Source organism: Streptomyces sp. NBC_01320, from assembly GCF_035974375.1.
In the GTDB taxonomy this organism is placed as follows: domain Bacteria; phylum Actinomycetota; class Actinomycetes; order Streptomycetales; family Streptomycetaceae; genus Streptomyces; species Streptomyces yanii.
Genome location: NZ_CP108390.1, coordinates 9,089,909 through 9,107,732 on the forward strand (window position 1 = coordinate 9,089,909; position 17,824 = coordinate 9,107,732).

The window sequence follows — 17,824 nt, forward strand, 5'->3', positions numbered from 1 at the left end:
TGTCGCTGTCGTCGTCATCCGGTCAACGTCCGGTCGGCGGTAAAGATTCCCGTTGCCGGTCATGCGTCGCCCGTCGTGCCGCTGCTTTTTCAGGGTTGGGTACCCAACATTGCCCGGTTTGTCACATTCGGCAGAAGTTGTCACCCAACGGTTTGGCTTCTTCCACTCGCAGTAACGGTCCTCCGGGCAGGCCAAAGGCGTACACTACCGGCCTTTCACTTCAACGTCTAAATCCGTTCAGGAACGGGATTCCCCGCAGCCGCAACGGCCTGCCGTACGGGCACCCTCGCGAGCAGTACGGAACCGACCGCGAAGAAGATCACCAAAGAGATGATCGCATCCCGGTAGCTGCCGGTCAGCTGATACGCGAGACCGAACACCAGTGGCCCCAGCCAGCTCAGTCCGCGGTCGCTCATCTCGTACGCGGAGAAGTACTCCGCCTCCTTGCCGCGGGGCACCAGATGCGAGAACAGCGAGCGGGACAGTGCCTGGCTGCCGCCGAGGACCAGGCCGATCGCCGAGGCCAGCAGATAGAAGAAGACCGGGGCGTCCGAGGGCAGGAAGTATCCGGCGACGAGGATCAGGGTCCAGACGACGAGCGAGGCCAGGATCGTGCGCTTCGCGCCGTACACCCGTGCCAGCCGGCCCATGCCCAGGGCCCCGGCCACCGCCAGCACCTGCACCAGCAGCACGGCCGTGATCAAGGACGTCTGGTCGAGGCCCAGCTCCTCGGAGCCGTACACCGACGCCTGAGAGATCACCGTCTGGATGCCGTCGTTGTAGACGAGATAGGCGAGCAGGAACGAGAGCGTGAGCGGATGGCGGCGCATGTCGCGCAGGGTCGCGAGCAGCTGCCGCCAGCCGGAGCCGACCGCGCCCTCACCGCCCGGTGCCACCCGCCGGTCACGCAGCCGTCGCAGCGGTACGACCGTGAAGGCTCCCCACCAGACCCCCGCCGACGCGAGGCAGATCCGTACCGCGTCGGACTCGGAGAGACCGAATGAATCGTGGCCCGTGTAGAGGACCAGATTGAGGACGAGGACGAGCGCCCCCGACGTGTAGCCGAAGGCCCAGCCCCGGGACGAGACGGCGTCGCGTTCTGCGGGCTCGGCGATCTGCGGGAGATACGCGTTGTAGAGCACCATCGACACCGAGATCGACGCGTTCGCCACGATCAGCAGGAACGCGCCCAGCAGGTAGCGGTGACCGTCCAGGAAGAACATCCCGGTCGTCGCGGCCGCCCCCACGTACGCGGCGGCCGCCAGCAGGGGCTTCTTGCGGCCCGTGCGGTCGGCGGCGGCGCCCGCGATCGGCATCACCACCACCGCCACCACGACGGACATCGAGACCGCGTAGGCGAAGAGTGAACCCGCGCGCACCGGGATGCCGAGCGGGTGGACGAAACCGTCGGCGTCGGCGGCGGCCTTCGCGATCGACGTCAGATAGGGGCCGAGGAACACGGTGAGAACGCTGGTCGAGTAGACCGAACACGCGAAGTCGTAGAAGTACCAGCCGCGTTGTTCGCGTCTGCGGTCCGCGGCGTCGGCACCGTCGTCGGTGCGTTCCGGCATCGGTTCAGCGGTGTCGGCGGTCTCGGCGCTCAACCCGCACCCCCCTCGTATCTCCCCGTGGGGACGCTGCCGGGCCGGCATCAGGCCCAGGCCCCCCGCTCGCTCAGCACCGTGCGCAGCGTCTCGATGTGATCGGTCATGATGCCATCCACACCGAGATCGAGGAGAGCTGCCATCCGCTCCGGTTCGTTCACCGTCCAGACATGGACCTGGAGCCCGCGCGCATGGGCCTCCCGGACGAAGCGCCGGTCGACCACCCGGACTCCGTTCTGGCTCTCCGGGACCTGCGCGCACACCGCTCCGGCGCGCAGTGCGGCCGGTATGCCGTACGAGCGCAGCCGCAGACCCAGGACGCCGCGGACGCCGTACGAGGTGGCCAGCCGGGGGCCCGCGAGGCGGTGCGCCCTGGCCACCCGTGTCTCCGAGAACGAGCCGACGCACACCCGGTCCCAGGCGTCGGTCCGGCGGATCAGGTCGATCAGCGGGACAAGGGCCGGCTCGGCCTTGATGTCCACGTTCCAGCGGGCGTCGGGAAACGACTCCAGCAACTCCTCGAACAGCGGCAGCGGTTCACGGCCTGCCACCCGGGCCCGCCGCACCTCGCTCCACGGCAGGTCGGCTATCCGGCCACGGGCGTCCGTCACCCGGTCCAGGGTGGCGTCGTGGAAGGCGACCAGACGTCCGTCCGACGTCGTGTGCACATCGGTCTCGAAGTAGCGGTAGCCGGCATCGGCGGCCCGGCGGAACGCGGCCGTGGTGTTCTCGATCCCGTCCGCCGCTCCGCCTCGGTGGGCGAACGGGATCGTCGCGGGATGGTCCAGATAAGGGTGGCGTGCAGAGGTCACTGCGGCAGTATGGCCTCCTCCGATGGCGGGACGGTGACCGCGGTGGTGCCGGACCCCGGCGTGGGAGCGACGATCTCGTCGGCCGGCTTCGCCTCGGGGACCGCGAAGAAGCGCAGGAACAGCTGGGCGAGCGGGCCGATGGACAGCGCGTACAGGACCGTGCCCACGCCCAGGGAGCCGCCGAGCAGGAAGCCGGTCGCCACCACGGCCACCTCGATCGCCGTACGGACCAGGCGGACGGAGCGGCCGGTGCGCCGGTGCAGTCCGGTCATCAGGCCGTCGCGCGGCCCGGGGCCGAACCGTGCCGCGATGTACAGCCCCGTCGCGACGCCGTTGAGCGCGATCCCCGCAACCATGATGACGATCCGGGCCACCAGGCCGTGCAACTCCGGGACCAGGGCGAGCGTGCCGTCCATGGCGAGGCCGATGGCGAAGACATTGGAGACCGTGCCGAGCCCGGGACGCTGCCTCATCGGTATCCACAGGAGGAGGACCGCCGCGCCGACGATGATCGCGACGACACCGATGGACAGCCCGGTGCGCTCCGCGAGGCCCTGGTGCAGCACCCCCCAGGGTTCGAGTCCGAGCCCGGCGCGGACCATGAGCGCCGAGCTCGCCCCGTACAGCGCCAGACCGACGTACAGCTGCATCAGCCGCCGTGTGAGGTGCGCCCGGCGGGGGACGGCGGTGACGGACAAGATGTGCTCCCTCGTGTGGTGGTGGTGGACTGCCGCATGACACTCTGTGGCAGGGGATTGGCTGCCAACTATGGCCAATCCGAGGAAGGTGGACTGATTTACATGGCGCAGTGGACTTCGGCCGTCGGTGCCGCGCAGCTCGCCCGGCAGCTCCAGGCCCAGCAGCAGAAGCCGATGGGCCCCGGCGCCCGCAGGCCCCCCGCCTATCGCGCGCTCGCCGACGGAGTCCGGCTGCTCGTCCTCGAAGGCCGGGTGCCGGTCGCCGCCCGGCTCCCCGCCGAACGCGAGCTGGCGCTCGCCCTGTCCGTCAGCCGCACCACCGTCGCCGCCGCCTACGAGGCGCTGCGGGCCGAGGGATTCCTGGAGTCCCGGCGCGGCGCGGGCAGCTGGACCGCGGTCCCGGCAGGCAACCCCCTGCCCGCGCGAGGCCTGGAACCGCTGCCCCCGGAGTCGCTCGGTTCGATGATCGACCTGGGCTGTGCCTCGCTGCCCGCGCCCGAACCCTGGCTGACCCGCGCCGTTCAGGGCGCCCTGGAGGAGCTGCCGCCGTACGCGCACACCCACGGCGACTATCCGGCCGGGCTGCCGGCGCTGCGGCAGATGATCGCCGACCGCTACACCGAGCGCGGCATCCCGACGATGCCCGAACAGATCATGGTCACCACCGGTGCGATGGGCGCGATCGACGCCATCTGCCACCTCTTCGCCGGGCGCGGCGAGCGGATCGCGGTGGAGTCCCCCTCGTACGCCAACATCCTTCAGCTGATGCGGGAGGCGGGCGCCCGGCTGGTGCCGGTGGCGATGGAGGAGGGGATCGGCGGCTGGGACATGAACCGCTGGCGGCAGGTGCTGCGCGACGCGGCGCCCCGGCTCGCGTACGTCGTGGCGGACTTCCACAACCCCACCGGCGCGCTCGCCGACGAGAGCCAGCGGCGGGCCCTGGTGGACGCGGCCCGCTCCGCCGGGACGGTCCTGGTCGTCGACGAGACCATGAACGAGCTGTACCTCGACGCCGACGTCGAGATGCCGCGCCGGGTCTGTGCCTTCGACCCGGCGGGCAGCACCGTGCTCACCGTCGGCTCGGCCAGCAAGGCGTTCTGGGCAGGCATGCGGATCGGCTGGGTGAGGGCCGCGCCGGACGTGATCCGCAGCCTGGTGTCCGCCCGCGCCTACGCCGACATGGGCACACCCGTGCTGGAACAGCTCGCCATCAACTGGCTGATGCGGACGGGGGGGTGGGAAGAGGCCGTGGAGCTCCGCCGCGGTCAGGCGCGGGAGAACCGGGACGCGCTGGTCGCGGCGGTGCGGCGGGAGCTGCCGGAGTGGGAGTTCCAGGTGCCGCGCGGGGGGCTGACGCTCTGGGTGCGCACCGGCGGACTCTCGGGGTCACGGCTGGCCGTGGCGGGCGAGCGGGTGGGGGTGCGGGTGCCGTCCGGTCCACGATTCGGCGTCGACGGCGCCTTCGAGGGGTACGTACGGCTGCCGTTCACGGTCGGCGGTCCGGTGGCGGCAGAGGCGGCGGTACGGCTCGCGGCGGCGGCGGAGCTTGTGGGGTCGGGGGCGAGCGCGGGAGCGGAGGCGCCTCGCACGTTCGTCGCCTGACGGCCGAGGTGCAGCGGAAGGGGCGGGGAAGGATCGTGCGATCCTTCCCCGCCCCTTCCGCGCTCCTACTCGCTGAGCGACATCTGCTCGGGGGTCAGGGCGATCTCCGCGGTCAGTGCGTTCTGCGGGGTCAAGGGGGTCGCAGTCGCCGGAGTCGCCGGATCCGGAACGGTCGCCTCGATCGGCGTCTGCCCCGTGGGCAGGAGATCGAGCACCGCCTGGCGGTGCACCTCGCTCGTCGCGTCGTCGTACGGATCAGGCGTGGCCGGAACCTGGAGCCGCAGCACCGGACCGGTACCGAGCCGCACGTACCCTCGGCCGGGCGGGACGTCCGGGGTCGGTGTGGTGTGCGGCTCCAGGCCGAGCACCGTCTCGATCTGGTCGCGGGAGCTGTGGCCGAGCACGACGCGTGCCCTGGTGTGGGTCCGTACCGTCTCGCTGAGCGTGTCCAGGCTGTCGAACTGATCGGCCAGTACCACGGTGACATTGGCCGCGCGGCCGTGCCGCAGCGGCACCTGCAGCAGCTCCTGCGGGTCGGGTCTGCCGTCGGCGGCCGCCAGATGACCGAGGACGCTGGGCCGGTCCAGCAGGATCCAGAGCGGGCGCCTGGTGTCCTCGGGCGCGGAGTGCCCCGCCTGCCGGGCCCGGTTGGCGGCGATCAGCCGTCGCTCCGTCTCATGGGCCGCCCACTCCAGGCTGGTCAGTGCGCCGGCCAGTCCGCACTCGACGGCCAGCACACCGGCGCGCCCGGTCAGGCAGGCGTACTCACCGGTTCCGCTGCCTTCGATGATGAGGATGTCGCCGTGCTGGAGCGCCTGGATGGCGATGGAGCGCATCAGCGTGGTGGTGCCGCCGCCGGGCTGTCCGACGATCAGCAGATGCGGCTCGGTGGAGCGGGCGCCGGTCCGCCAGACGACCGGGGGAGCGTCCCGGGTCGTGTCCCCGTCGGTCACCGGCACGGTGCGCTGCACCGCGTCGTCGTCGGTGAACCCCAGCACCGTCTCGCCCGGCGCGGTGACGAAGTGCTGTGCGGCGATCGAGGTGGGCAGTGCGTCGAGCACGCTCATGACGAGCTGGTTGCCCTCCTCGTTCCAGGCGAAGCGGTACTCGCGGCCACGGCCCGACTTGGCGTGCAGCAGCTGTTCGATCCGGGTACGGGAGGCGGTCTCGCTGTCGGTGAAGTATGCGGGGTACGAGACCTGGAGGCGGGTGACGCGACCGTCGCCGTCGAACGTGTAGCCGCTGAACGCCTTGGCCCAGTCGCCACCGTGGGCGAACAGCGGACTGGGGTCATCGGCGACGGAGAAGTGCGGCACGAGCGCCTCGTACAGCGCCTGCAGCCGCGCCGTCTCGGCCTTGCCGGGACCGGTCTTCGCGGGCGTGCGTTCCCGCCCTTTCCATGCGGCGGCGCCCATCACCGTGACCAGGGCGAGCAGCGGCCCGTACGGGATGAGCACCACCACGAGTACGCAGGCCGCGACGAGGAACAGAATGGGATTACGCCGCTCCTTGGGCGTCGCCGCCCACTTCTGCCGTCCTGCACCGGCCAGCAGCCGCAGACCACGAACGACCCTGATCAGCGGATGGAGGACGTCGGTGGCGTTGGCGGCGGCCGTGCGCGCGAACTCGCGACTGCGAGTGATCGAAGCGCTGCCGCTGCTCAGAATGCGGGGAAGGGGTCGCCGGGCCACGTCGGTTCTCCTGAAGGGGTGGGAGCGGTCGCGGCGGGTCAGAACTTGATCCCGCCCAGGAGGCTGGCCAGGCTCGCGCCGCCCGCCGTGATGCTCGGTGCGATGGCGGTGCCTGCCAGATAGAAGCCGAACAGGGCGGTGACGAAGGCGTGCGAGCCCTTCAGACCGTCCTTCCTGAAGAACAGGAAGACGATGATGCCGAGGATGACGACGCCAGACATGGAAAGGTTCATGAGTGGTTCTCCTGTTTGGGGGACAGTCACCATGAGTCCTTCCAGGCTCACAAAAAGTATCTATAGGATAAAAGCTGTAATTGGGTGAAAACCCGATTTTTTCACTGGACTGGCCGACAGGAGAACGCGGTGCGGACGGAACTTCCGGTGCCGCGCACCGTTCCGGCCTCACGCGACGTGATGCTTTGCCGCGGCCGGGGCGCGGCATGTGCGCTGCGGAGCAGTACCCTGTCGATTCACTCGTACGGCCCCCACGGCGTACCACCCCCCTGGCAGGCACCAGCGAAACCCGTTGATGGAAGGCGGTCCGTCCGATGAGCGAAGCCCCCGAACCCGAGGTCGTCGAGCTGGCGACCAAGGTCTTCGACCTGGCGCGCCGCGGGGAGACCGAGGCGCTCGCCGCGTACGTGGACGCCGGTGTGCCCGCAAACCTCACCAACGACCGGGGCGACACGCTGCTCATGCTCGCCGCGTACCACGGGCACGCCCCCGCGGTCGCGGCCCTCGTGAGCCGGGGAGCCGACCCGGACCGGGCCAACGACCGCGGGCAGACGCCGCTCGCCGGAGCCGTCTTCAAGGGCGAGGCTGCGGTGATCGAGGCGCTCCTCGCCGCGGGCGCCGACCCGGACGCCGGTACACCGTCCGCAACGGACACCGCACGCATGTTCGGCAAGGCCGACCTGCTGGAACTCTTCGGCTCCCGCTGAACGGGTTCGCCGTAAATGTGGTCGCGGTGGCGAAATGGGTGGGTCATCATGACGTCGCGGGCCCGATTCGGGCCACCGACGAGAGGCAGAGGAAGATGGTCTACAGCGAGCAGAAGACGGCGGTCGGCCGATCATGTTGCTGCGCGGCGTAGTGCCCACCCGGCACTTGGAACTGCACAGTCCCGGTTGCGTCGACAGCTTGATGTGAGGCTTCTCCCATGTTCGATCCGTTCATAGCGCCGAGCGGCACCCTGCTCGGCCTGCTGCAGAGGGGCCGCGGCGACGGCACGCTCCACGCGCTTGCCGCACCGCGCCCCGAGGCCCTCGCGGCGCTCAACCACTGTGTCCTGAGCGACCCGCGTCACGACTGGCAGGTCGAGAACCGCTCCCTCTACTACGCACGCCTGTATCTCGACCTCGACGGCGGCATCGAAGAGATCGAGCGGCACCTCTGCGATCCCGACGACCACATCGACACCGACGACTCGCGGACCGGCCTGGCCCTCGCGGTCCTCGGCCACCTCGCCTCGTACGGACGCGGCGACGCCCTGGCCCTGCTGCGGCGGTACGCGGCGACGGGCGCCAACTGGGCGTGGGCCCTCGACGAGCTGGCCCTGCGTGACGACGACGCCGGGCTCCGCTCCCTCGCCGTGCCCGTCCTCGGCCGGTTCCCCGCCACCGAGGAGGGCACCGCCGAACTCGCGGCCGCCGTACGGGACGCCTTCGAACCCCGGCCCTGGCGGCTGTGGGCCGAAGACCCGCGTGAAGCGGTCGGCGCCCGGGTCAGGGCCGCCTCCGAACAGGGCTCGTTCGACCGCTGGCAGCGGCAGATGCGGCCCGGAGGCCCACGACCAGGCTGGAGCGTCCAGGCCGTGTTCGACTGGGCCCAGCAAGGACTGGACCGCGGCAGCGTCCTCCACGTACCGGCCGCCCGCTGCCTGACTGCCGTCGCCGGTCCCGAGGACCGGCCGTTGATCGTCGAGACCGCCCGCAGCGGTCCGGACGGCGCCCGCTGCGCTGCCCTGCACTACCTCTCCGAGGCCAGGGACCCCGCTGTCCTCGACCTCATCGAGGCCGCGGCGGTCAGCCCGTCGAGCACCGTCGCCGACGCGGCCGTCGCCGCCTTCGAGCGGATGTGCGGCGACGCGGCGGTGGACCGGGCCAGGAACTGGGCCCGACGGCCCGACGCGCTCGGCGCCTCCGCCGCCGGTGTGCTCGCCTGCCGGGGTGGAGCCGAGGACGCCTCCCTCGTCCTCGCCGCCCTGCGCGACGCCGTACGCGGTGAAGGACCGGACGCACCGCGCCTGTGGACCCTGGTCGACGGCACAGGCCGGCTGGGCATCGCCTGCGCCGCACCCGTCCTGCGCCATGTCTACCGGGAGACGTCCTCCTCCCACCTGCGCGGCCGCGCGGCCCGCGCGCTCGCCGCCACCGACCCCTCCTTCGCCACCGGCTTCGCCGTCGAATGCCTGTGGGACTGCGAGGAGTCCACCCGCGAGGTCGCCGCACTCCATGCGGAGACCGGCGACATCAGGGTCGCCGAACGGCTGCGCCGACTGGCCGCCGACCCGGCCGAGGAGGCCGAGGTGCAGACCGCGGTACGCAGCAGGATCGGGCCCGACGCCCCCGCTGTCTGACCCGCTCCACGCACAGCAGGACGCAGCGCTTCGGGGGAGCGCGGCGTACCCGCCCACGGACGTCCAACGCTCATGGGACGTTCCCCGGGGGGAAAGATCCAAGTCGGCCCAGTCACGTCCGGTGCGACGACAACACGGGTATGCGTGTCGTCATCGTCACCGAATCCTTCCCGCCCGATGTCAACGGCGTGGCCCACTGCACCCTGCAGACCGCTCGGCATCTTGCCGCGCGCGGCCATGAACCGCTCGTCATCGCCCCGGCCACCGCCGGCGCGACGACCACGTCCCGCTCCTCCTCACCCCCGTACCCGGGCACCCCGGGCGGCACCGACCTCTTCGCGTCGGCCGCGCCCTGCCCCGTGGTGCGCGTCCCGTCCCTGCCGCTGCCCGGCTACTCCCAGGTGCGGGTGGCGCTTCCCAGCCGTCGGCTGACCGCGGCCCTCATCGCCCACCGGGCCGAACTCGTCCATCTCGCCGGACCGTTCGTGCTCGGCGTCCGCGGCATGGCGGCCGCCGCCCGGCTGGGGCTGCCGACCGTGGCCGTCTACCAGACCGACCTGGCCAGCTACGCCCGTACCTACCTCGGCGCCGGCGAGAACACCGCCTGGCGCCGGATGCGCGCCGTGCACAGCGCCGCCGACCGCACGCTCGCTCCGTCGACCGCCGCCGTCCGCGACCTCACCGACCACGGGGTGGAGCGGGTGCGGCTGTGGCCGCGTGGCGTCGACACCGTACGGTTCCGGCCCGAGCTGCGCGACGAGGCGCTGCGCCGGCGCCTCGCCCCCGGCGGGGAGAAGCTCGTCGGATACGTCGGCCGGCTCGCCCCGGAGAAGCACGTGGAACTTCTCGCCGGGGCCTGCGGACTGCCCGGGGTGCGGGTCGTGGTCGTCGGTGACGGCCCGAGCGGCCCCTCTCTGCGCGCGGCTCTGCCCGGCGCCGTCTTCCTCGGCCGCAGGACCGGGGACGACCTCGCCCGGATCGTCGCGTCGCTGGACATGTTCGTGCACACCGGCCCGTACGAGACGTTCTGCCAGACCGTGCAGGAGGCGATGGCCTCCGGTGTGCCCGTGGTCGCCCCGGCGGCGGGCGGACCGCTCGACCTCGTCGACCACGGGCGGACCGGGCTGCTGGTCCCGCCGCACGACACCGATGCGGTACGGGCGGCCGTCGGCGCACTCGTTGCGGACCCGGCCCTCGCGGCGGCGTACGGGCGGACCGGGCGGGCCATGGTCGAGGGCCGCACCTGGGAAGCCGTCGGCGATCAGCTGCTCGGCCACTACGACGAGGTCCTGCGCGACCGGCCGGCGGTGGCCGCATGACCGGGCGCGAGCGGGGAACGACCATCGTCCGCCTGGCGAACTTCGTCACCCCGTCCTCCGGCGGACTGCGCACCGCCCTGGACGAACTCGGCCGCGGCTACCTCGCTGCCGGGCACGAACCGGTGCTCGTCGTCCCCGGCGACAGCGCCGGCGATGTGTACACCGAGCAGGGCAGGGTGATCACCCTGCCCGGTCCGGTCCTGCCGGGCAGCGGCGGCTACCGCGTGCTGGCCGGTCGCCGCAGGCTCCGCGACCTCCTCGGAACGCTGCGTCCCGACCGTCTGGAGGTCTCCGACCGCACCACCCTGCGCTGGACGGGCGAGTGGGCGCGCCGCGCCAGGGTGCCCGCCGTGATGGTCTCCCACGAGACGGCGGACGGGGTGCTGCGCACCTGGGGCGTACCGCCGGCCGCGGCCGGACGCGCCGCCGACCGCCTCAACATCCTCAGCGCTCACGCCTACGCGAGGATCGTCTGCACCACGGAGTGGGCGGAGCGCGAGTTCATACGGATCGGCGCCCGCAACGTGGTCCGCGCCCCGCTCGGCGTGGACCTGCGGCGCTGCCGCCCCGGCCGCCGCAACACGGTCCTGCGCGCCCGCCATGCGCACGGCCGGTCCGTACTGCTTCTGCTCTGCTCCCGCCTCTCGGTGGAGAAACGTCCCGGCCGCGCCCTGGACGCCCTCGCCGTCCTGAACGGCCTGGGCGTACCTGCGACGCTGCTCGTCGCGGGGGACGGGCCGTTGCGCGCGGGGCTGGAGAGCCGGGTACGGGCGGAGCGGCTGCCGGTCGAGTTCCTGGGCCATGTGCACGACCGGGAGCGGATGGCGGATCTGCAGGCCGCGGCCGACATCTGCCTGGCGCCGGGCCCCGCCGAGACGTTCGGCCTCTCGGCCCTGGAGGCACTGGCCTGCGGCACCCCGGTGGTGGCGAGCGCGAGTTCAGCGCTGCCGGAGGTGATCGGCGGTGCGGGAGCGGCTGCGGCGAACACCGGCGACGCATTCGCCGCGGCGGTACGGGAACTGCTGGCGCGCCCGGAGAAGGAGCGGCGCACGGCGGCGCGACAACGTGCCGAACTCTTCGGCTGGGACCGCTCGGTGGCCGCGTTCCTGGCGGCGCACGAGGTGCCGGAGCGGGGCGGGATCCGGGAGGCGCGGACATGACGGGGGTGCGGGCGCGGGCGGACGGCGCAGAGGCCGCCGTGGCGGTGCCGCTCGTGCCAGGGGTGCCCGTGGCCGCGCCGGTCCGCGGGCCGGTTCCGGCACCGGTGACGGAGGCTCTGCCGGAACGGTCCGCCCCGCCCGGGAGACCCCACTCCCCGATCCGGTTCGCCGCGCTCGGGGACTCGTTCACCGAAGGAGTCGGTGATCCCGTCCCCGGTGGCCTGCGCGGCTGGGCCGCGTTGCTTGCCGAGGGCATCGGCGACTGCCACCGGGGCGTCGAGTTCCGTAACTTCGCCGTCAGCGGTTCGCTCTCCGGCGACGTCCGTGACCGGCAGGCTCCGGCCGCCGCCGCCTTCCGGCCCGACCTCGCCTCCGTGGTCGTCGGCGTCAACGACACCCTCCGCCGCTCCTTCGACATCCGGCTCATCGCCCGGCGGCTGGACGAGGTCTGTGCGCTCCTGACCGGCGGCGGAGCCGTACTCCTGACGGCATGTCTGCCCGATCCCGGTTCCGTCCTCGGGCTGCCCGCACCCCTGGCGCGCCCGTTGGCCCGGCGCCAGGGTGCGGTGAATGCCGTGGTGCATGCCCTGTCCGCCCGCTACGACGCCGTCCATCTGCACGTCTCGGACGGGGCATGGGTCTCCGACCGTTCGCAGTGGAGCGTCGACCGGCTCCATCCGGCCGAGCGCGGCCATCGATCGGTCGCGGCCGGATTCCACGCCCTGCTCGCCGCCCGCGGTCTTGTCCTCGGCGCCCCGCCCGGACGCGAGCCGGAGCAGCCGCCGCCCAGCCGTGCCGACTCGTTGTTCTGGCTGGCCACGGCGGGCACCGGGTGGCTGGTGAGGCGGAGCACCGATCTGCTGCCTCAGCTGCTGTGCCTGGCGGGAGCGGAGGTACGGCACTGGGCGCGCGGCACGAGCGGGCAGCTGGACCGGCGGGCCGACCAGGCGTTGCAGGGCGCGCTTGCCGCCGTCACGCCCGAGGGGCGGCACGTCGCGTCCGCGTTGTCCGCGCCGCGCGTCAGTATGGAGGGATGACGGGACGCTGGGAGTTCTGGATCGACCGTGGCGGCACGTTCACCGACGTGGTGGGCCGCGATCCCGACGGGCACCTGGTCACCCGCAAGCTCCTCTCGGACGACCCGGACCGCTACCGCGACGCCGCCGTCGCCGGGATCCGCCTCATGCTCGGCCTCGGTCCCACCGACCCGGTCCCCGCCGACCGGGTCGGCAGTGTGAAGATGGGCACGACCGTCGCCACCAACGCCCTGCTCGAGCGGCGTGGGGAGCCGACCGTCCTGGTCACCACCGAAGGGTTCCGGGACGCCCTGCGCATCGCGTACCAGAACCGCCCGCGCCTCTTCGACCGCCGCATCCTGCTGCCGGAGGCCGTGTACGACCGGGTGATCGAGGTCCCGGAACGGATCGATGCGCACGGCCGGACCCTCACCCCCCTCGATCTGCCTGCGACGGCGGCGCAGTTGAGAGCCGCGAGGGCGGCCGGCTTCCGCAGCGCGGCGGTCGTCCTGATGCACGGCTACCGTCACCCCGCCCACGAGGCCGCCGTCGCCGCCGCGGCCCGTGAGGCAGGCTTCACCCAGGTCAGCTGCTCGCACGAGGTCAGCCCGCTGATCAAACTGGTACCGCGCGGCGACACCACCGTCGTCGACGCGTACCTCTCGCCGATCCTGCGCCGGTACGTCGAGGAGGTCGCGGGCGAACTGGAGTCCGTCCGGCTGATGTTCATGCAGTCCAACGGCGGACTGCGGGAAGCCGCGCACTTTCGTGGCAAGGACGCGGTGCTGTCCGGTCCCGCCGGTGGGGTCGTCGGCATGGCCCGTACGTCCGGACAGGCCGGATTCGACCGGGTCATCGGCTTCGACATGGGCGGCACCTCCACCGATGTCTCGCACTACGCGGGCGAGTTCGAGCGCGAGCTCGGAACCCAGGTGGCCGGGGTCCGGATGCGCGCCCCGATGATGAACATCCATACCGTTGCGGCCGGTGGCGGCTCCGTCCTGCACTTCGACGGCCGGCGCTACCGGGTCGGACCCGACTCCGCGGGCGCGGACCCCGGCCCGGCCTGCTACCGCAGGGGCGGGCCGCTCACCGTCACCGACGCCAATGTGATGCTCGGCCGGGTACAGCCCGCGCACTTCCCGGCAGTCTTCGGGCCGGAGGGAAACCTGCCGCTCGACGCCGACGTCGTGCGCCGGCGGTTCGGGGCACTCGCCGACGAGGTGGCACAGGTCACCGGCACGCGACGTACCGCAGCCGAGGCCGCGGCCGGATTCCTGGAGATCGCCGTGCTCAACATGGCGAACGCGGTCAAGAAGATCTCTGTGGAGCGCGGCCACGACATCACCCGCTACGCCCTCACCTGCTTCGGCGGCGCCGGCGGTCAGCACGCCTGCGCCGTCGCCGACGCACTCGGCGTCGACACCGTCCTCGTGCCACCGCTGGCCGGGGTGCTGTCCGCGTACGGCATCGGGCTCGCCGACGCCACCGCCATGCGCGAACAGTCCGTCGAAGCGGAGCTGGACGCCGAAGGCACCGGGACCACGGTCGACGCGCTCTGCGCGGAACTGGCCGCCCGCACCCGCGCCGAACTGCGCGCCGACGGCCTCGAGGACAGCGCCATCAGCACCCACGCCCGGGTCCTCCTGCGCTACGCAGGCACGGACGCGAGCCTGCCCGTCGACCTGGACACCGCGCCCGCGATGACACGGGCGTTCACGGACGAGCACCGCGCCCGCTACGGCTTCACCATGGACAGACCACTGCTCGTCGAGGCGGTGTCGGTCGAGGCGACCGGCGCGGCGGGCCGGCACGTGCCGCAGCCGGTGGACCGGACGGTCCGCGAGGGCACACCACAACCCCACGACACGGTAAGGATGTTCGCCGAGGGCCGATGGCAGGACACCCCGCTCCACCGGCGCGAGGCCCTGCAGCCGTCGGACACCGTGACCGGTCCAGCCGTGATCGCCGAGGCCGACGCCACCACCGTCGTCGACCCCGGCTGGCAGGTCACCCTCGGCGACACCGGCCATCTGCTGCTCACCCGGGTCCGACCGCGCCCCGACCGGACCGCCGTCGGCACGCGGGTGGACCCGGTCATGCTGGAGGTGTTCAACAATCTCTTCATGTCGATCGCCGAGCAGATGGGCGTGCGCCTGGAGAACACCGCCCACTCCGTCAACATCAAGGAGCGGCTCGACTTCTCCTGCGCGCTCTTCGACGCGGACGGCAACCTGATCGCCAACGCCCCGCACATCCCGGTGCACCTCGGATCGATGGGGGAGTCCATCAAGGAAGTGCTGCGGCGCAACGGCTCCACGATGCGCCCCGGCGATGTGTACGCCATCAACGACCCGTACCACGGGGGCACCCATCTGCCCGATGTGACGGTGGTGACCCCGGTGTTCGACGAACGCGGCGAGAACGGGTCGGGGCTGAGATTCCTGGTGGCGTCACGTGGCCACCATGCCGAGATCGGCGGCATCACCCCGGGCTCCATGCCCGCCTTCAGCCGCACCATCGACGAGGAAGGGGTGCTGTTCGACAATTGGCTGCTGGTGAGGGACGGCAGGTTCCGCGAGGCCGAGACCCGCGAGCTGCTCACCACCGCCGCGTTCCCGTCCCGCGACCCCGACACCAATCTCGCCGATCTGCGGGCCCAGATCGCCGCCAACGAGAAGGGCATCGCGGAACTGCGCCGCACGGTGGACCAGTTCGGCGCGGAGGCCGTCGACGCGTACATGGGCCACGTGCAGGACAACGCCGAGGAGTCCGTACGCCGGATCATCGGGCGGCTGCACGACGGTTCGTACCGCTACGAGACCGACAACGGCGCCGTGATCGAGGTCGCGCTGACCGTGGACCGTACCGCCCGCAGCGCGATCGTCGACTTCACCGGGACCTCACCTCAGCAGCCCGGGAACTTCAACGCGCCGAAGTCCGTCGTCATGGCCGCGGTTCTGTACGTCTTCCGGACCCTGGTCGCCGACGACATCCCGCTCAACAGCGGCTGCCTCAAACCTTTGGAGGTCAGAGTCCCGGCCGGTTCGATGCTGGCGCCCGTCCATCCCGCGGCCACCGTCGCGGGCAATGTGGAGACCTCCCAGGCCGTCACGGGCGCGCTGTACGGGGCGCTCGGCATCCAGGCCGAGGGCTCCGGCACCATGAACAACCTGACGTTCGGCAACGACCGCGTCCAGTACTACGAGACGGTGGCCAGCGGCTCGGGCGCGGGCGACGGCTTCGACGGCACCGACGCCGTGCAGACCCATATGACCAATTCCCGGCTCACCGACCCCGAAGTGCTCGAATGGCGCTACCCGGTCCTGGTCGAGAGCTTCCGGGTACGGGACGGCAGCGGGGGAGCGGGCCGGTGGCACGGCGGCTGCGGGGTCGAGCGCAGACTCCGGTTCCTCGAACCCGTCACAGTGGCGCTGCTCACCGGACATCGCCGCGTCCCTCCGTACGGCATGGCGGGCGGCGAACCGGGCGCGCTGGGCAGTCAGCACATCGAGCGAGCCGACGGGAAGAACACGGTCACCTCGCTGGAGGGGTGCGACACGGCCGAACTGGCGCCCGGCGATATGCTGGTGCTGTGCACACCCGGCGGCGGAGGATACGGAGTGCGGCAACCGGTCGCTTCTGCGCCGTTTCGACCGTTGTCGGTGTGAGGACCTAATCTGTGCAGCGTGACTTCGCCTGCCTACACGGACAACGCTGCGCCCCAGCTCAGCGCGGGGCCGCGGCCCGCCCCGGGCCCGGCCGCCGACGAGGGGCTCTCCCGGCGGCTGCGCGCGCTCGCCTGCACGGCGCCGCTGCACGACCTCGACGTGCGCAAGGCGAATCTGGCCGGCGAGTACACGGTCTACGCGATGGCGGAGGTCGCGCTCGCCGCGATCGACCAGGTCACACTGCACATGGACTTCGACACGGGCGCCGACCACGAGCAGATAGTGGCCAAGCTGCTCCCGCGCGTCGCTGCCCAGGCCCCGCGTCGCCCCGCCGCGGAGCACGAGCGGGTCGCCCGCTGGGTGCTCGAGAATCTGATCAACGTCGGAAGCGTGGACCGCGGCTTCCGCGCGGTGTACGGCACGTTCGGCCCCGACGGGGTGTATGTCCGCAGGGACTACGACTTCAAGCTGATCGAAGAGGTCCCCGGTTACGGCGGCAGCGTCTATCTGAGGGCCACCGACGAAGCGGTCAACGTCCTGGTCGGCGCCCTCGACACGGACGTCACCAGCGCCCAGATCGCCGCCGAGGTGAAACTGGAGGTCCTGATCAGCCGGGGCCGCCTCGCCGATGCGCAGCTCGCCGCCGAACAGGCCCGATACCGCACCGTGCAGTACGCGGAGACGCTCCGCAAGACATTGGAGGCGACGCGGCGCAACGTCAGAGCCGTCGACTGGCTCAACGCCGTGCCCGACATGATCGCCGAGGCACTGGACCACGTGGCCGACCGCTACCGCCACGAGAACGCGATCCTCACCAACATCCGCAAGGCCCGGGACGAGGCGGAGGACCCCGAGCACAAGCGCCGCGCCGCCGAGCTCGTCGACATAGTCAAGGACTGCATCCGCCGCCACACCCAGCTGCAGTCCCGCCTGCTGGAGGCAGGACCGCTGTTCCGTGCCGAGCAGGACCGGCAGGCGTTCGCCACCCCCACGGCCAGGACCGGCCTCGACCTGTACGGCCAGCTGGTCGCCCCGCTGCTGCCGCTCCCGGTCGAACAGGCCATCCGCGTCACCGACGCGTTCTTCGCCCACGGCACGGGGCTGCGCACGCCCACCTCGGTGCGGGTGGGTGACCTGGTCGACATGCTGCTCACCCCGCCCCTGGAGCGGGAGCATCTGGGGGCCGAGATGCCCGAGCCGGATCTGATCGCCACCCCGGACGACAGCAGGTTCAGCGAGGAGCAGCTGGCGAGCGCCATGAACCTCCTCGATCTGGAGCACGACGCACCGCGCCGGCTCTCCGGGCTCCTCGCCGAGGCCCGGCGGAGCGATCCGGACCTGCCCTATCTGGTCGCCCTGCTTGCGGTGCACGCCGCATCCCCGCCGGTCGGCACCGCGTACCGGCAGGGCGAGCGGCGCCTGCTGTTCGCCGTCGACGACGGGACCCGGCTGGACGACCCGGAGTTCGGCGGGGCGGACCTGATCGTGGGCATGGCCCTGCTGGACGCGGCGGGCATGGCCGCGGACCGCTCGGAGGCCTCATGAGCGGGCAGGGGCGCCGGACCCGACGGGGCCCTGATCACCGCCGGCCCCGGGCCGCCACCTCCGGATGCGCGGTTTCGCCCGCACCCTTCCGTACGGACGCCGTGAGAGCCGGCGCCGCCCACCCCGTAC

13 protein-coding genes are annotated in these 17,824 nt (G+C 72.0%); 8 read left to right on the forward strand and 5 right to left on the reverse strand.

Annotated elements, in window-relative coordinates:
- Nucleotides 1-227 precede the first annotated feature (227 nt).
- From OG395_RS41375 to yczE, 3 genes are all read right to left on the reverse strand, one after another.
- On the reverse strand, nucleotides 228-1,571 hold the full coding sequence (locus tag OG395_RS41375) for an MFS transporter (protein WP_327249623.1): 1,344 nt from the start codon (nucleotides 1,569-1,571) through the stop codon (nucleotides 228-230).
- Nucleotides 1,572-1,651: 80 nt separating this feature from the next.
- The gene (locus OG395_RS41380) at nucleotides 1,652-2,416 is read right to left on the reverse strand and encodes a glycerophosphodiester phosphodiesterase (protein WP_327247488.1); all 765 of its coding nucleotides are present in this window, start codon (nucleotides 2,414-2,416) and stop codon (nucleotides 1,652-1,654) included.
- Nucleotides 2,413-3,114: a membrane protein YczE gene (gene yczE / locus OG395_RS41385; RefSeq protein WP_327247489.1), complete on the reverse strand. Its 702-nt coding sequence runs from the start codon at nucleotides 3,112-3,114 to the stop codon at nucleotides 2,413-2,415. Before yczE ends, OG395_RS41380 begins: the two co-directional genes overlap by 4 nt.
- Before the next feature lie 102 nt (nucleotides 3,115-3,216).
- On the opposite strand from yczE, the gene OG395_RS41390 reads away from it, so the two are divergent.
- Entirely contained in the window at nucleotides 3,217-4,716 is a 1,500-nt protein-coding gene (locus OG395_RS41390; protein ID WP_327247490.1) for an SCO1417 family MocR-like transcription factor, read from the forward strand.
- A 65-nt stretch (nucleotides 4,717-4,781) separates the two neighbouring features.
- Here OG395_RS41390 and OG395_RS41395 read toward each other — a convergent pair whose 3' ends face one another.
- Complete coding sequence (locus OG395_RS41395) at nucleotides 4,782-6,407, reverse strand: hypothetical protein (RefSeq protein WP_327247491.1); 1,626 nt, start codon at nucleotides 6,405-6,407, stop codon at nucleotides 4,782-4,784.
- Nucleotides 6,408-6,445: 38 nt separating this feature from the next.
- Nucleotides 6,446-6,640, reverse strand: a complete 195-nt coding sequence (locus OG395_RS41400) for a hypothetical protein (RefSeq protein ID WP_266988092.1) — start codon at nucleotides 6,638-6,640, stop codon at nucleotides 6,446-6,448.
- 314 nt (nucleotides 6,641-6,954) lie between these two features.
- Between OG395_RS41400 and OG395_RS41405 the strand changes: the two genes are divergently transcribed.
- From OG395_RS41405 to OG395_RS41435, 7 genes are all read left to right on the forward strand, one after another.
- Nucleotides 6,955-7,347, forward strand: a complete 393-nt coding sequence (locus tag OG395_RS41405; RefSeq protein ID WP_327247492.1) for an ankyrin repeat domain-containing protein — start codon at nucleotides 6,955-6,957, stop codon at nucleotides 7,345-7,347.
- Between the two features lie 218 nt (nucleotides 7,348-7,565).
- Nucleotides 7,566-8,984, forward strand: coding sequence for a HEAT repeat domain-containing protein (locus OG395_RS41410; protein WP_327247493.1), 1,419 nt, complete (start codon nucleotides 7,566-7,568; stop codon nucleotides 8,982-8,984).
- A gap of 140 nt (nucleotides 8,985-9,124) precedes the next feature.
- The gene (locus OG395_RS41415) at nucleotides 9,125-10,303 is read left to right on the forward strand and encodes a glycosyltransferase family 4 protein (RefSeq protein WP_327247494.1); all 1,179 of its coding nucleotides are present in this window, start codon (nucleotides 9,125-9,127) and stop codon (nucleotides 10,301-10,303) included.
- On the forward strand, nucleotides 10,300-11,463 hold the full coding sequence (locus OG395_RS41420; protein WP_327247495.1) for a glycosyltransferase: 1,164 nt from the start codon (nucleotides 10,300-10,302) through the stop codon (nucleotides 11,461-11,463). Before OG395_RS41415 ends, OG395_RS41420 begins: the two co-directional genes overlap by 4 nt.
- Nucleotides 11,460-12,500, forward strand: coding sequence for an SGNH/GDSL hydrolase family protein (locus OG395_RS41425; RefSeq protein WP_327247496.1), 1,041 nt, complete (start codon nucleotides 11,460-11,462; stop codon nucleotides 12,498-12,500). The genes OG395_RS41420 and OG395_RS41425 overlap by 4 nt, the downstream gene beginning before the upstream one ends.
- On the forward strand, nucleotides 12,497-16,150 hold the full coding sequence (locus tag OG395_RS41430; RefSeq protein WP_327247497.1) for a hydantoinase B/oxoprolinase family protein: 3,654 nt from the start codon (nucleotides 12,497-12,499) through the stop codon (nucleotides 16,148-16,150). The genes OG395_RS41425 and OG395_RS41430 overlap by 4 nt, the downstream gene beginning before the upstream one ends.
- Before the next feature lie 18 nt (nucleotides 16,151-16,168).
- Complete coding sequence (locus OG395_RS41435; protein WP_327247498.1) at nucleotides 16,169-17,695, forward strand: hypothetical protein; 1,527 nt, start codon at nucleotides 16,169-16,171, stop codon at nucleotides 17,693-17,695.
- Nucleotides 17,696-17,824 lie beyond the last annotated feature (129 nt).

What these genes read in the sequence shown, in the direction of transcription:
- OG395_RS41375 (WP_327249623.1), bottom strand. Translation starts at nt 1,571, where the DNA reads ATGCCGGAACGCACCGACGACGGTGCCGACGCCGCGGACCGCAGACGC.
- OG395_RS41390 (WP_327247490.1), top strand. Translation starts at nt 3,217, where the DNA reads ATGGCGCAGTGGACTTCGGCCGTCGGTGCCGCGCAGCTCGCCCGGCAG.
- OG395_RS41400 (WP_266988092.1), bottom strand. Translation starts at nt 6,640, where the DNA reads ATGAACCTTTCCATGTCTGGCGTCGTCATCCTCGGCATCATCGTCTTC.
- OG395_RS41405 (WP_327247492.1), top strand. Translation starts at nt 6,955, where the DNA reads ATGAGCGAAGCCCCCGAACCCGAGGTCGTCGAGCTGGCGACCAAGGTC.
- OG395_RS41410 (WP_327247493.1), top strand. Translation starts at nt 7,566, where the DNA reads ATGTTCGATCCGTTCATAGCGCCGAGCGGCACCCTGCTCGGCCTGCTG.
- OG395_RS41415 (WP_327247494.1), top strand. Translation starts at nt 9,125, where the DNA reads ATGCGTGTCGTCATCGTCACCGAATCCTTCCCGCCCGATGTCAACGGC.
- OG395_RS41420 (WP_327247495.1), top strand. Translation starts at nt 10,300, where the DNA reads ATGACCGGGCGCGAGCGGGGAACGACCATCGTCCGCCTGGCGAACTTC.
- OG395_RS41425 (WP_327247496.1), top strand. Translation starts at nt 11,460, where the DNA reads ATGACGGGGGTGCGGGCGCGGGCGGACGGCGCAGAGGCCGCCGTGGCG.
- OG395_RS41430 (WP_327247497.1), top strand. Translation starts at nt 12,497, where the DNA reads ATGACGGGACGCTGGGAGTTCTGGATCGACCGTGGCGGCACGTTCACC.